Below are 13,995 nucleotides of genomic sequence, written 5' to 3'. Positions count from 1 at the left end.
CATGAATAGGCTGTCCCTGCGTCATTACGTGCGCCTTTCGGCCATTGCCGGCCTGGCCCTGCTGCCGCTGGCCAGCTGGGCTTCAGACTGGCAGGTCAGTGTCGATGAGCAAAATGGCTTGCCTAACGTGACACACGGCGGTGGCCCGGTCATGAAGGCCAAATTCGATTTCTGGGCTGCCAACTGGAGCTGGACCGGTTTCTATACCGACTTCAAGGTCAATGGCCCTTACCACTACACGCTGCGGGGCAAGAACAAGGAACTGGACTTCGACCTGCAGGCTGACATCCGTAAGGAACAGGCGCAAACCCTGAGCTGGGCCTTCGATCTCGACGCCCACAGCCGCCAGAGCGGTGTCATGGGTGGCGGCCTGGTGTTCCAGTTCGACCCGGCGCAAATCGCCGGCGGCATGGGCGCCCCGCAATTGTTGCCCGACAACCGCGGCTGGACGTGGGGCAAGGCTGACCAGGGGCGACGCATCGAAATGCGTTTCGACCCGCCACTGGCCAAGGTCTATTTCGAGCGCGGCAACCCGTCCGAGCTGCGTGCATTCCTCTACAAGGACCCGATCAGCGCCGGCCGCCAGCAGCTCAAGGCCGTGCTCAACGTGACCGGCGACATCGAACTCGGCCCGACACCCAGCGAGCGCTTCGGCCTGGCAGACCCCGCCACCTGGCCTGATGACCAGCTGGACTGGCGCACCTCGCCGGTGGACCTGTCGTTCCTCAACGCAGCGGAAAAACCCGCCGGCAAGCGTGGCTTCGTCAAGGCTGTCGGCGACCAGTTGATGTTCGCCGACAGCACCCCGGTACGCTTCTGGGGCACCAACCTGTCGGCCTACTCGCTGTTCAAAAGCCCCGACGACGAAATCCGCCAACAAGCCAAACGCCTTTCGGCACTGGGTTTCAACCTGGTGCGCCTGCATCACCACGACTCGCCCTGGGTCAGCCCCAACGTCTTTGGCGACGGCACCGTGGTGCGCGATACCCAGCAGCTCAGCACCGAATCGCTGCGCAAGCTCGACCTGTGGATCAAGTCACTCAAGGACGAAGGCATCTACATCTGGCTGGACATGCATGTGCAGCGTGCGTTTACCGCCAACGACCACATCGAAGACTTCAAGGAGCTGCCCGAGCAGGACGGTCGCGTCGACCTGAAGGGTTACGCCTACGTGAACGACAGTATCCGGCAGGCGATGAAACGCTTCGCCGAGCAGTACCTGACCCATGTCAACGAGTACACGGGCCTGGCCTACAAGGACGACCCCGCCATCGCCGCCGTGCTGATCACCAACGAGAATGACCTGACCCAGCATTACGGCAACGCCCTGATGCCGAACAAGGATGTACCCCGCCACAGTGCGCGCTACATGACGGCGGCCAAGGCCTTTGCCAAACAGTTTGACCTACCCGCCGACCTGACCTGGCGTGCCTGGGAGCATGGGCCGTCGAAGCTGTTGCTCAACGAGCTGGAACAACGCTTCAATGCCGACATGATCGCCCACTTGCGCAGCGTGGGCGTGAAAGTCCCCATTGCTACCACCAGCACCTGGGGCGGTAATGGGCTTAGCGCACTGCCGGCATTGAGCGTTGGCGATGTCATCGACGCCCACAGCTACGGCGACACAGGCCAACTGGAGAAGAACCCGCTGACCAGCGACGGCATGATCGACTGGATTGCTGCCGCCCAGGTCGTCGGCAAACCGCTGACCGTCACCGAGTGGAACGCCGAGCCCTTCCCGCTGCCTGACCGTCACTCGCTGCCGATTTACATCGCCGGCACCGCCAGCCACCAAGGCTGGGACGCCATGCTGCAATACGCCTACAGCCAACAGGCGTTCAACCCCGGTTGGCGCACGGCGGACAACTGGCACGCGTACAATGACCCGGCGATGATCGCCACCCTGCCCGCCGCTGCCCTGCTCTATCGCCGTGCGGACGTGAAACCCGCCACCACTCGCTACGTGTTCGCACCGACACCTGCCACCCTGTACAACCAGGAAATCACCCCGCGTAACTCACCGCTGCTGCGCACAGCCATGGAAAAGGGCCAGTTGCAGATCGCCCTGCCACACACGCCGGAATTGCCTTGGCTCAAACCCGCGCCCATCCCGGCAGACGCGCAGGTGCTGCACGACCCGGGGCAAGCGCTGCTGGCCGCCGATGCCACCGAGTCGGTGACCGACACAGGCGAACTCAGGCGCAACTGGCAACAAGGCATCTACACCATCGACACGCCACTGACCCAGGCCGCCAGCGGCTGGCTGGGCGGCCGCCCGATCAACCTGGGTGCCATTCAGATACAAATGAAGACGCCTTACGCCAGCGTCGTGGTCCAGAGCCTGGACGGCAAGCCACTGGGCCAGTCGCGCGAGCTTCTGCTGTCACTGGGCACCCGTGCCATGCCCAAGGCCGATGACAAGACGCCGTTCAATGTCGAGCCCCTTGAAGGCAGCCTGGACATCAAGGCACCCGCCGGCCTGAAACTGTTCGCCCGCGATGCACGGGAGCAGCTGAAGCCGCTGCCGGTGGCCTACAAGGATGGGCAATACACCATTACCTTCGACGGTACCTACATGTCCAATTGGCTATTCTTGAAATAGAGCATATGGCCATCTACGCTCAGGTCACCTGTAGCTGATCATCCCACCTGCACGTGTCAGGGAGTGTTCACTGCGTCTGTAAACAGCAGATTCCAGGAGGTGGGGATGAAATATCTGGTTGTGGGTGGTGCGGGCTACATTGGCTCGCACATGGTCAAGCACCTGCTCGCCGCCGGCCATGAAGTGCTGGTGGCGGACCTGGTCTCACCTGGCCCCGGTATCCAGTGGGCCAAGCTCGACATCGCCGACGAAGCCGCACTGGATGTGCTGTTTGGCGTGTGTCGCTTCGATGCGGTGTTCCACTTCGCCTCGTTCATTCAAGTGGGCGAGTCGGTCAGTGCCCCCGGCAAGTACTACCAGAACAACGTCGCAGCCACCCTTTCCCTGCTGCAGGCCATGGTCAATGCCGGCATCAGGCACCTGGTGTTTTCTTCGAGTGCCGCCGTATACGGCAACCCGCAGTACGTGCCGATCGATGAAGCACACACCAAGGGGCCGATCAACCCGTATGGGTTGAGCAAATGGATGGTCGAGCAGATTCTTGAGGACTTCGACCGGGCCTATGGTTTGAAGTCGGTAAGCCTGCGCTATTTCAATGCAGCGGGCGCTGACCCGGAAGGCCAGCTAGGCGAGCGTCACGAGCCGGAAACCCATCTGATCCCGTTGATCCTGCAGGCTGCATCTGGCCGGCGCGAGGCGGTGACAGTGTTTGGTCGCGACTACGACACGCCGGATGGCACCTGCATACGCGACTACGTGCATGTGGCAGACCTGGCGGCTGCCCATGCACTGGCAGTGGATTATCTACTGGACGGTGGCGAGCGTGCCGCGTTCAACCTGGGCAATGGCCTGGGCTTTTCGGTGCAGCAGGTGATCGATACGGCCCGGGCCGTGACCGGGCGACAGATCACTGCCCTTGACGCACAGCGCCGCGCCGGCGACCCGCCACGGCTGGTGGCGGATGCGAGCAAGGCCATGCAGGTGCTGGGCTGGCGCCCTGCATTCGCCTCACTGGAGCAGATTGTGCGGCATGCGTGGCAGTGGGAGTTGCAGTATCCCTGGAGGCGCTGAGTTGGCCTCATAGCTTTCAGGCGCAGCACAAGGCTGCGCCTGAAAGCGTATTGCCAGAAGGCTCAGTAATAGGTGCGTGGCTGTTCGTCGGCCTTGTTCAACACTGTCCCGATCAGGTTCACCGTACCCAGGTGATGCAGGCAATCCTCGATTTCCTTCTTGTTGTTCATTCCGTTGGCCACCACCAGCAACACGCAGTCGAACTTGGGTAACACGGTGATCGCATCATCCGAGCTGAGCAGCGGTGGCAAATCGAAAATGCAGATGCGCGATTCGTAGCGGTTGCGCAAATCGCCAATCAGGTTGTTCACCTTGGGCGAGGACAGCATCTCGGTCGACAGGGGCACGGGTACCCGCGTTGGCAGCACCACGAAGCGCGGCAAGGTGGGGTTGACCAGGCAGTCCTGCAACTCGGCCTTGTCCGTCAGAAACTCGTTCAGTGCCTGCTCCATGGGCAGGCCCAGGTAACTGCCGACCTTGGGCCGGCGCAGGTCGAAGTCCACCAGTAACGCAGTCTTGGTGGTGTGGTGGGCAATACTCATGGCCAGGTTGATCGCCAGCATGGTCTTGCCCGCTTCCGGCGTTGGCGAGGTGATGGCCAAGGTACGCCAGCCGTTCTCGTCCATGGCCCTGAGCACCTGCGTACGCAGCAGGTCGATCGGCCCGTTCATGTTGGAGTTCTTGTTGTACGCCACGATGCGGTTACGCTCCAGGTGGTCTGCACGCAGCGGTACCACCTTGGTGTTCACGTAATCGAACTGACCCGGCACTTCGGCCAGCGCCGTACCGGGGGCGGGAGACAGTGCCTGGGGAGTACCTGGGGTAACCTGATGAATATTGTTGCCAACAGCCGGCTTGATCCTGTCCATCACTGCTTTCCCTATACAAACCGAGACATGACTTTGTACAACAGCACATCCAGTGGCATGTAGAACACGTGCACCAGCCCTATCATGATAGCTGCCAACGCCAGTGCCGCCAGGATCAGTCGATTGCGCCAGCGCTTGCGTCGGGCCACGTCGGCCCGGGTATCGATATAGGGCAGTGCCACCAGCACCCGTTTGCCCAGCAGGCTTTCCAGGGCGCCAACGCCACGCACGCGCTGATTGAGCATTTCCAGCAGCATCACCAGCGCACCGCCACCGGCCGGTGCCAGCACCAGGCCCAGCGCAGCGATTTTCTTGCGGTTAGGCTTGATCGGCTTCTCAGGCAACAGGGGAGGCTCCAGCAGCACAAAGCGTTCAGCCTTGTTCTCCTGCTCCAGGCTTTCGGTAATCTTTGCGCCCATTTCCTTGGCACGAATCTCTTCGTATTTCTTGCGCGCGTTGTCGTGGTCTCGCATCAAGGTCACCAGGCCACGCTCGACCTGCGGCGCCTCGAGGATCTCGGCTTCGTAGCCTTCCATTTTCCGGGTCAGCTCACGCTTTTGCTCTGCCAGCGAGGCAATACGCACCTGGGCGGCGCTCATCTTGGCGCGGACACGGGCCGCGTCGAGGCTGACCGTGGACACTGCCGCAGTGCGCCCCCCACTGGCTTCGAGCGCCTGGATCTTGCGCTTGACCGCCACGACATCCGGGTGGGCGTCCTTGTAGCGGGTCAGCAGTTGCGCGTATTCGGCTTTCAGGCTTGGCAGGTCTTCGGGCAGGTCGGCACGGGTTGGCCGGGTGCCCTCGGCAACCTTGGTGGCAAGGCCGGCATTGGCCGCAGACAGCTCCAGTTCCAGGTAGCGCAGCTCTTCCTGGGCAGCCTTGTAGTCACGGTCGACCTCACGGAATTCCAGCTCCGCCCGCGACAGCATGTTCATGCGCAGGGTCTGGTGCTCGGGCAAGGCATTGGCGTGGGCCTGCTTGAAATCGGCCAGCTGGTTTTCCAGGCTGGCCAGCTCGGCACCCAGCTTGTTGGCTTCCTGGGTGAGGAATTCGGTGGTTTCGTTGGCTCGCTCGGTGCGCTGCTTGAGGTTTTCGTTGAGGAACAGCGTCACCAGTTCATCGGCGACTTCCTTGGCTACTTGTGGCTGTTTGTGCTCGAACGAGACATTGAACGCCACGGTCGCTTCACCACGGCCGCGCACGTAGGTGGTCAGGGTTTCGACCACGATCGCGTTGCGCATCTGGTCGATCTTGTCGCTTTCGCTGAAGCGCTTGTCGGCGAAGAGGTCGTACTTGCCGATGATGCGCAGCAGGTTGTCGCGGGTCATCACCCGTTGACGGATCACCTCGATGCGCTCATCGGCAAAGCTGGTGTTGTTGGTCGACACCAGCTCAGGCGAAATCTGCTGCGACTCCACCAGAATGGTGCCGGTCGACTGGTAGATCGGCGGCACCATCAACGCGACGGCCACGGTCGCGGCGAGAATGACTGCGGCACTCACCCCTAACACCAGGGCCCTGTCCTTGATAATGGCGATGTAATCTCTGAGGGAGAGCTCGTAGTCAGACTTCATAGGGCCACCTGCCTGAAGTTCAGATGTCGGGGTACCTGTACGTCAACGTCAAACCAACGATCGTAGCGGTCGCATCCGGTACATGGTCCTGCTGCCGTTCCTTGTACATCAGCGACAGGCGCAGGTCCCAGTAAGGCGAAAACTGGCGGCTGGCCCATACGCTGTAAGTCTGCAGCGTGTTGGGCGACTGCCCTTTGCTGTCCTGCCACGCGGCGTCAGCGCCCACACGGGACAACTCGGTCAGCGCATAGCTCCACACACCACGCACCTGGTCCAGTTCGGCGAAGCCGCCTTCGGCGCTCGCCACCGTGCTGCGCTCGGCGGTGAGGCTGGCATCGGCACGCGTGCCGGTGTACAGCAACGCAACCCCACCCTCCCCGCGCCGGCCGCCGTCGTCGCCTGACACTTGGTTGACGCCAACATGGGCATCGGCGCTCAAGCCTTCGGCAAGCTGGTATTTGATGCCGACTGCCGGGCTGTAGCTGTTGGAAGCGGTCGCGGTAAGGTCCTCTTCGGGCTCATAGCGCCGGGCACCAAAACGGGTATACAGGTCAGCCCGCTCACTCCAGGCGTAAGTCCAGGTAAAGACGTTCGCCAGTTCGTCGTAGCCTGTCAGCGTGCTGATGTCGTAACGGGCACGGCTGTAGGTGGTTTCGTTGCTCAAGGTACTGCGCTCGGTCACCGCCTGGCTCCAGTTGCCAGTCAAGGTGTAAAGCTTCTGCGTACCGTCGGTGGTAATCACCCCGGTATCCAGTACGGTGCCCGACAGCGTCGAGCTTTCGTTGTAGCGCCCCACCAGGCCAAACCGCCCCCGCTCGGTGGTGCGCTGCCAACCCAGGCTGATATCAGGGTCTTCACGGTCATCGACGATATCCGTATCGGACGAGCGCAGCAGATGCATGCCAAGCCCCAACCTCAATTCGTCACGGTCAAAAGTGCCGATCAGGGTGTAATCCGGCGCGATAATAGTGCGCGTTATACCCTTTTCCCCCGAGGTCAACAGCAATGGGTTGCTGTCGTATTCGACGGATGTCGGTACCACCACCGTAGACTGCCAATTTGCCGCCAGTACCGCGTCCGTGAACGGCAAGACCAAGATTGCCGTTGCAATGCGAGTTGTTCTAAGAAGAGGCATTAAATGTTCTTATTAAAGGCAAGATCAAGGAACGACCAGCGTATCGCCAGCCTGAAGTTGGATGTTGGTGGACATGTCCCGCCCAGACACCAGGTCCTTATATCGCACGGGCAGGATCTTTTGGGAAGCACCGGTGCCGCGGACCACCTTGATTTCGCTTTCATCTGCAAACTTGTCCAGGCCACCCGACATGCTCAGCGCCTGCAGCACCGCCGTGGGGCCTGCCATTTGCACAGGCCCGGGTTTGATCACTTTGCCTTGGACATAGACCATGTTGCCGGCAATGCTTTTGACGACAACGCTTACGTTAGGGTCGGGGAGGTATTTTTCGAGTTTGGCAGCGACCTGCTTCTCGACTGCCGTTACGTCCAGCCCGGCGACATCGATGCGCCCGGCCAGGGGGAAGGTGATACTGCCATCGGGAAGTACGGTGGCTTCTTGACGCAGGCTTTCTTCCTGCCATACCGAAACCATCACCACATCGCCGGGGCTGAGCAGGTAGGCAGCACTGCTCTGGTCGGCGTTACCGGCACCAGACCACACCGTCAGCATGCAGAAAGCGGCAAACATTGAACGCACCATGAGGGTCCCTCCGGCCAAATGGCCCGACAAAGAGCACTGAATGAGAACAACACACCAACTCTCGCTCCGCTTCACGGCGCACTGCTGCCGCGATGGCCTCGACCTTCCTGGAGGCCCTTGCCTTGACGCTACAGACGTGGCTGCAACGCCTTGTAAATGTTGGTCCTACGGGCTACTGGGAATATAGCAACGGTTGGAGAATTCACAAGCCACGCCTGTGGCTTCGCGGCAAGGAGCAGTCACTTCAGGTACAAGGCAGCCGGTTCAGATCTTTCTGCGGTTGGCAACGGCAACAAAACCGACCACAGCAAAGGCAAAGAACCAGCCAGCAGTTGAAACAGGAATGATACTGTTCTGATTTATATACGAATCTGCCGCGCGGGCAGCACCACTTAGCATCACCAGCAAGAACATCGATTTGATTATCAGAGTCGTGCGCATACTCCCCTCCTAAAAACAGGAAAATCAATGAGTTATTAATGCGGTGCTGCGGGGGTTGTTTCGTATTTGATTTGAGCTTATGGGCACAATGACACTACGTCAATGATCCGACACCATAATAAAATTCAATGGGCAATGGGCGCATTCGTCAAAAAAACGACATGCAGATTATGCAAGGGAGGGCGGTCGCGATGAACCTGGCGTTTCACGCCTGAGAACGTGTGGGGGGCATAGTTGCCCCCCTTGCGCTTTCATTCGTCTGCGTGGTGAACAACAACCAGTAACTGCGCCGGCGTCACACCTACCGAGCGCAGCCGGTGCGGTGTCTGGGCGTTGAAATGCAGGGCGTCGCCCTGCTCCAGCAACACCCGCTCACTCATGAAATCCACTTCCACCTGGCCTGTGTGAACAAACAGGAACTCTTCGCCCTGGTGTTCCTTGAACGTAGGGTCGCTGAACTCGGACGGCGGCTGAATCAGAAACGGCAGCAGGCTGCGCTGGCCAATCTGACTGGTGAGGGCCGCGTACCCCGGCCCTTGCCCATCGCCAACCAGGGCCTGGCGCTCGGTACGGCGCACCAGGCTGTAGCGGCTCTGCCCGGCCTGCTCTTCGGCGAAGAGCTCTTCGACATTGACGTTCAGCGCCCTCGCCAGTTTCAGCGCCGCAGCGATCGAGGGCGTGTTGAGGCCGCGCTCGACCTTGGACAGGTAGCTTTTGGTCATGCCAGTCTTTTCGGCCAGCATTTCCAGGGTCATCCCCAGTTTCTTACGCAGCAGTTTCAATCGGATAGACATGTGACGCGAGTTTCCCAGGCTGAGGCAGCCATGATACGCGTCTGAAAGCTGACGCCAAGCCTCCAGGGGCCTTGAATCAAGGCATCACTGGCGGCACGTACTGCAGCGTTGTACCCAGCGCCCACAGTAACACCAGCACCAACGGCACATGCACCAGCAATTGCACGAACGAGAAACCGATCAGGTCGCGCGCCTTGAGCCCCAGCACGCCCAGCAACGGCAGCATGTAGAACGGGTTGATCAGGTTCGGCAAGGCTTCGGCCGCGTTGTAGATCTGCACGGCCCACCCCAGGTGGTACTGCAGGTCGTTGGCCACCAGCATCACGTAAGGGGCCTCGATGATCCACTTACCGCCGCCCGAAGGGATGAAGAAGCCCAGCACAGCCGAATACACGCCCATCAGCACGGCATACGTGTCATGGGTGGCAATCTGGGTGAAGAACAGTGAAATATGGTGGGCCAGGGTCTGTTCATCGACGCCCTTCACCTGGGTGAGGATGGCGGCGATCGAACCATACAGCGGGAACTGGATCAGCACACCGGTGGTGGTCGGTACCGCACGCGCCACCGCGTCAAGGAAGCTGCGTGGGCGCCAGTGCAGCAAAGCACCGAGCATGATGAACAACAGGTTGTAGGTGTTGAGCCCCGAGATGGCGGTAATCGCAGGTTTCGTCGCAAACTCCTGATACAGCCAGCCAGCAGCCAAGGCCACCAACAGCAGGATAAGGATCGGGCTGTGTTCCAGCCACTCTCCCGGGCGCGTGCGTTGCGGCGCGGGTGGCGCTGTGAAGCTGGGGTCGACACCGCAGTCTTCTGCGCTACGGGCGCTGTTCGGGCCCGGAGCGGTGGCGTAGGCGATCACCAGCGAGACCACCACCAGCGCCGCCAGCATCACGCCGGACTGCCAGAGAAAGATGGTTTCGGTAAAGGGGATCACCCCGGTTATCGACAGGATTGAAGGTGGCAGGCTGGCCGGGTTGGCCTGCAGCTGCGCCGCCGAGGATGACAGGCCCAACGCCCACACCGCACCCAGGCCCAGGTAAGCGGCCGCACCCGCTGCGCGGTAATCCATCTTCAGGTCGGTGCGCCTTGCCAGGGCGCGCACCAGCAAACCTCCAAACACCAGCGACAGCCCCCAGTTGAGCAAGGAGGCCAGCATCGAGATCAGTGCTACCCAGCACACTGCCGAGCGCCCATTGCCGGGGATGCGCGCCAAACGATCGATCAGCCTCGCGGCGGGCGGCGAGCTGGCCACCACATAACCGCCGATGACCACGAATGCCATCTGCATGGTGAACGGTATCAGGCTCCAGAAGCCGTCGCCAAACGCCTTGGCGGTGTCGGTCGGTTTGGCGCCCATGGCCAGTGCGCCGATACACACCAGCAGCACCGCCAGCGCGGCGAACACCCAGGAGTCGGGGAACCAGCGTTCAGCCCAGTTGGAGCAGCGCAAGGCAAAGCGCGCGGAGCGGCTGTCTTGAATTTCAGCGGCCACGGTTGAATTCCTTTTATTGGTTTTATGGGATGAAGCGGTATTGCCAGGCAACGCAAAAAACCTGTAGGAACAGGCTTACCCGCGCCTACAGGGTGAGATCACGTCATGCCTTAGAAGGTCATTTCCTTCACATCATCCGGCACGATCAGTTTGCCGGCGGTTTTCTCGATGATTTCCTCGACGCTGACCCCAGGCGCGGTCTCGCGCAGAATGAAGGCGCCGTCTTCGATTTCCAGGTAGGCCAGGTCGGTCAGCACCTTGCGGATGCAGCCCGCACCGGTCAGCGGCAGGCTGCACTTTGGCAGCAACTTGGACTCGCCGTCCTTGGAGGCGTGGGTCATGGTGACGATGATGTTGTCGGCACCGGCCACCAGGTCCATGGCCCCGCCCATGCCCTTGACCAGCTTGCCCGGAATCATCCACGAGGCGATGTTGCCCTGCACGTCCACCTCGAAAGCACCCAGTACGGTCAGGTCGACGTGGCCGCCACGGATCATGGCGAACGATTGTGCCGAATCGAAAATCGAGGCGCCGCGGCGGGCGGTGACAGTTTGCTTGCCGGCGTTGATCATGTCGGCATCGAGGGTGCTTTCGGTGGGGAATTCGCCCATGCCGAGCAAGCCGTTTTCCGATTGCAGCATCACATCCATGTCGGCGGGTACATAGTTGGCCACCAAGGTGGGGATGCCGATGCCCAGATTGACGTAGTAACCGTCCTTCAGTTCACGGGCAACGCGTTGCGCCATCTGTTCGCGGGTCAGTGCCATGGTCAGGATCTCTTTATTGTTCGGGTGGATGGCGCTCAGGCCTTGACGGTGCGCTTTTCGATACGCTTTTCGAAGGTGCCGACGATGACACGGTCCACGTAGATGCCCGGGGTGTGGATTTCGCTTGGCAGCAGCACGCCGGGTTCGACGATTTCTTCCACTTCGACCACGGTGATCTTGCCGGCGGTGGCCGCCAGCGGGTTGAAGTTTTGCGCAGTGTTGCGGTACACCACGTTGCCGTAGTGGTCGGCCTTCCAGCCCTTGACGATGGCGAAGTCACCGGTGATGGATTCTTCCAGGATGTACTTGCGGCCCTTGAACTCGCGGACTTCCTTGCCGTCGGCAACCGGGGTGCCATAGCCGGTGGCGGTGTAGAACGCCGGAATGCCGGCACCACCTGCGCGCATTTTTTCGGCGAGGGTGCCCTGTGGGGTCAGTTCCACTTCCAGCTCGCCACTGAGCAACTGGCGTTCGAACTCGGCGTTTTCGCCCACGTAGGAGGCGATCATCTTGCGAATCTGCCGGTCTTCCAGCAGCACGCCCAGACCAAAACCGTCAACGCCGCAGTTGTTGGAGACCACGGTCAGGCCCTTGACGCCGCGCCGCTTGATTTCGCTGATAAGGTTTTCCGGGATGCCGCACAGGCCGAAACCACCGGCCAGTACCGTCATGTTGTCGGTCAGGCCTTCGAGGGCCTGCTCATAGGTTGCAACGCGCTTGTCCAGTCCGGCCATGCTGATCCGCCTTTTGTAGTTGTTTAACCGACGAGGCTGTCGGTGAGCGTGTGCAGACATCTTCACCGCAAGCGACTGATTTGTTAATTTTGTTTTCGTCATCGATTGATAATTTTTACAAAACAAACGATAGGCCCGACATGAACGTCAAACAACTGCGCGCCTTTGTCGCCGTGGCCAAGTACCAGAGCTTCGCCCAGGCCGGTGAACACCTGCACGTTTCGCAACCGGCACTGAGCCTGACCATCAAGGCGCTGGAAGAAAACCTCGGCGGCGCCCTGCTCAGCCGCACCACGCGCAGCGTCAGCCTGACTGCCGAAGGCGAAGTGCTGCTGCCACTGGCACGCCGCCTGCTGGCCGACTGGGACGACACCGAAGAGATGCTGCGCCAGCGCTTTACCCTGCAATTGGGCCGTGTGTCGGTGGCGGCCATGCCGGCTTTTGCCGGCAACCTGTTGCCCCACGCGCTCAAGGTGTTTCGCCAGCGCTACCCCAAGGTCAACGTCACGGTGCACGACGTGATCAACGAACAGGTACAGGAACTGGTACGCCATCGCCGCGTCGAACTGGGCATCGGCTTCGAGCCGGATAACATCGATGGGCTGGACTTCCACCCGTTGTACATGGACCGCTTCGTTGCCGTAGTGGCCGCCGACTCGCCCTTGGCACTGCTGCCCCAGGTCAGCTGGGCACAGCTGATGGCCGAAGATTTCGTGGCCCTGCAGCGCCCTTCGGCGGTGCGCCTGCTGATGGAGCAGAATGTGGCGGCCCGCCACGGCAAGCTGGCAGTCGCGTTCGAAAGCCACCAGCTGACGACCATCGGCCGCATGGTGGCCAGCGGCCTGGGGGTCAGTGCCGTGCCGGCCCTGTGCATCAACCAGATGCAGGAGCTGGGTGCCCGCTGCGTCACCTTGGTCGAGCCCACAGTCGAGCGGCGCATCGGCGTGATTGCCCTCAGCGAGCACAAGCTTTCCACCGCAGCACAAGCACTGCTTGAAGTGCTTCTTTCCAATACCCGGATCCCGGAGGTGACATGCGTTACGTAAATCTGGCAGGCACGAGCGTTGCAGCCATCGGCCAAGGCACCTGGTACATGGGCGAAGACCCAGGTCGCAAGGCTGCCGAAGTCGCGGCGCTGCAACAGGGCATCGAGCTGGGCCTGAACCTGATCGACACCGCCGAGATGTATGCCGAAGGGGGGGCAGAAGAGGTCGTTGGCCAAGCCATTGCCGGGCGCCGCGACCGGGTATTTCTGGTCAGCAAGGTCTACCCGCACAATGCCAGCCTGCGCGGCATGGCGGCAGCCTGCGAGCGCAGCCTCACTCGGCTGGGCACCGATTGCATCGACTTGTACCTGCTGCACTGGCGTGGTCAGCACCCGCTGGAGGAAACCGTCGAAGGCTTCGAGCGCTTGCGCGAGCAAGGCAAGATCAAGCGTTGGGGCGTGTCCAACTTCGACGTCGACGACCTGCGCGAACTGCACAACCCTGATTGTGCCACCAACCAGGTGTTGTACAACCCGGCCCAACGCGGCATCGAATTCGACTTGCTACCGTGGTGCGAAAAACGTGGCTTGCCAACCATGGCCTACTGCCCGCTGGCGCAGGCCGGGCGCTTGTTGCAGCACCCGGTACTGGCGGAAATCGCCGAGCGCCATGGCGCCACACCGGCCCAGGTCTGCCTGGCCTGGGTGACCCGCGATGACGGCGTGATCGCCATCCCCAAGGCGGTGGCGCCCGAGCACGTGCGGCTCAATGCGGCGGCGGGAGCGCTGACCTTGACCGGTGAAGACCTGCGGGCGATCGACCGGGCGTTCCCTGCACCGACGCGCAAGCAGCGGTTGGCGATGGTGTAGGCGAGCGCAATCTGGACGCGACCTTTGGGAGCAGCTGTCTTGCTCAATTTCTAAAAGCTGGCGCGATCCCTGTGGG

13 protein-coding genes are annotated in these 13,995 nt (G+C 61.2%); 4 read left to right on the top strand and 9 right to left on the bottom strand.

Translation table 11 applies throughout. The features are described from left to right. Position 1: 1 nt before the first annotated feature. On the top strand, positions 2 to 2,602 hold the full coding sequence (locus ACF8FB_RS16975) for a glycosyl hydrolase family 5 (RefSeq protein ID WP_392511583.1): 2,601 nt from the start codon (positions 2 to 4) through the stop codon (positions 2,600 to 2,602). 105 nt (positions 2,603 to 2,707) lie between these two features. Then, positions 2,708 to 3,673, top strand: coding sequence for a UDP-glucose 4-epimerase GalE (galE, locus tag ACF8FB_RS16970; RefSeq protein ID WP_010954018.1), 966 nt, complete (start codon positions 2,708 to 2,710; stop codon positions 3,671 to 3,673). A gap of 62 nt (positions 3,674 to 3,735) precedes the next feature. Here galE and ACF8FB_RS16965 read toward each other — a convergent pair whose 3' ends face one another. The 9 genes from ACF8FB_RS16965 to ACF8FB_RS16925 all read right to left on the bottom strand — a co-directional run bounded on the left by ACF8FB_RS16965 (position 3,736) and on the right by ACF8FB_RS16925 (position 12,064). Further along, positions 3,736 to 4,542: a CpsD/CapB family tyrosine-protein kinase gene (locus tag ACF8FB_RS16965; RefSeq protein ID WP_004576287.1), complete on the bottom strand. Its 807-nt coding sequence runs from the start codon at positions 4,540 to 4,542 to the stop codon at positions 3,736 to 3,738. A gap of 11 nt (positions 4,543 to 4,553) precedes the next feature. Further along, entirely contained in the window at positions 4,554 to 6,116 is a 1,563-nt protein-coding gene (locus tag ACF8FB_RS16960) for a Wzz/FepE/Etk N-terminal domain-containing protein (RefSeq protein WP_060489564.1), read from the bottom strand. 19 nt (positions 6,117 to 6,135) lie between these two features. After that, entirely contained in the window at positions 6,136 to 7,251 is a 1,116-nt protein-coding gene (locus ACF8FB_RS16955; protein ID WP_274146919.1) for a hypothetical protein, read from the bottom strand. Positions 7,252 to 7,275: 24 nt separating this feature from the next. Next, positions 7,276 to 7,833: a polysaccharide biosynthesis/export family protein gene (locus ACF8FB_RS16950; RefSeq protein ID WP_010954016.1), complete on the bottom strand. Its 558-nt coding sequence runs from the start codon at positions 7,831 to 7,833 to the stop codon at positions 7,276 to 7,278. A 264-nt stretch (positions 7,834 to 8,097) separates the two neighbouring features. Then, entirely contained in the window at positions 8,098 to 8,274 is a 177-nt protein-coding gene (eppA, locus tag ACF8FB_RS16945; RefSeq protein ID WP_004374238.1) for an EPS-associated small membrane protein EppA, read from the bottom strand. A gap of 251 nt (positions 8,275 to 8,525) precedes the next feature. Beyond that, positions 8,526 to 9,068: a helix-turn-helix domain-containing protein gene (locus ACF8FB_RS16940; RefSeq protein WP_010954015.1), complete on the bottom strand. Its 543-nt coding sequence runs from the start codon at positions 9,066 to 9,068 to the stop codon at positions 8,526 to 8,528. Positions 9,069 to 9,144: 76 nt separating this feature from the next. After that, the gene (locus ACF8FB_RS16935; RefSeq protein WP_004576289.1) at positions 9,145 to 10,563 is read right to left on the bottom strand and encodes a short-chain fatty acid transporter; all 1,419 of its coding nucleotides are present in this window, start codon (positions 10,561 to 10,563) and stop codon (positions 9,145 to 9,147) included. A gap of 110 nt (positions 10,564 to 10,673) precedes the next feature. Continuing rightward, on the bottom strand, positions 10,674 to 11,330 hold the full coding sequence (locus ACF8FB_RS16930; RefSeq protein ID WP_010954014.1) for a CoA transferase subunit B: 657 nt from the start codon (positions 11,328 to 11,330) through the stop codon (positions 10,674 to 10,676). A gap of 35 nt (positions 11,331 to 11,365) precedes the next feature. Then, positions 11,366 to 12,064 carry a CoA transferase subunit A gene (locus ACF8FB_RS16925; RefSeq protein WP_004374230.1) on the bottom strand — a complete coding sequence of 233 codons (699 nt, stop codon included), beginning with the start codon at positions 12,062 to 12,064 and terminating at the stop codon, positions 11,366 to 11,368. Between the two features lie 140 nt (positions 12,065 to 12,204). Between ACF8FB_RS16925 and ACF8FB_RS16920 the strand changes: the two genes are divergently transcribed. Both ACF8FB_RS16920 and ACF8FB_RS16915 read left to right on the top strand, forming a co-directional pair. Beyond that, complete coding sequence (locus tag ACF8FB_RS16920) at positions 12,205 to 13,110, top strand: LysR family transcriptional regulator (RefSeq protein WP_004374224.1); 906 nt, start codon at positions 12,205 to 12,207, stop codon at positions 13,108 to 13,110. After that, positions 13,098 to 13,919: an aldo/keto reductase gene (locus ACF8FB_RS16915; RefSeq protein WP_350297836.1), complete on the top strand. Its 822-nt coding sequence runs from the start codon at positions 13,098 to 13,100 to the stop codon at positions 13,917 to 13,919. The genes ACF8FB_RS16920 and ACF8FB_RS16915 overlap by 13 nt, the downstream gene beginning before the upstream one ends. Positions 13,920 to 13,995: the final 76 nt, after the last annotated feature.

Origin of the sequence: Pseudomonas sp. yb_2, from assembly GCF_043103905.1 — a bacterium.
Taxonomy (GTDB): domain Bacteria; phylum Pseudomonadota; class Gammaproteobacteria; order Pseudomonadales; family Pseudomonadaceae; genus Aquipseudomonas; species Aquipseudomonas alloputida.
Note: the sequence above shows the minus strand (reverse complement) of the source record. Positions and strands in the feature narration are given on the sequence as shown.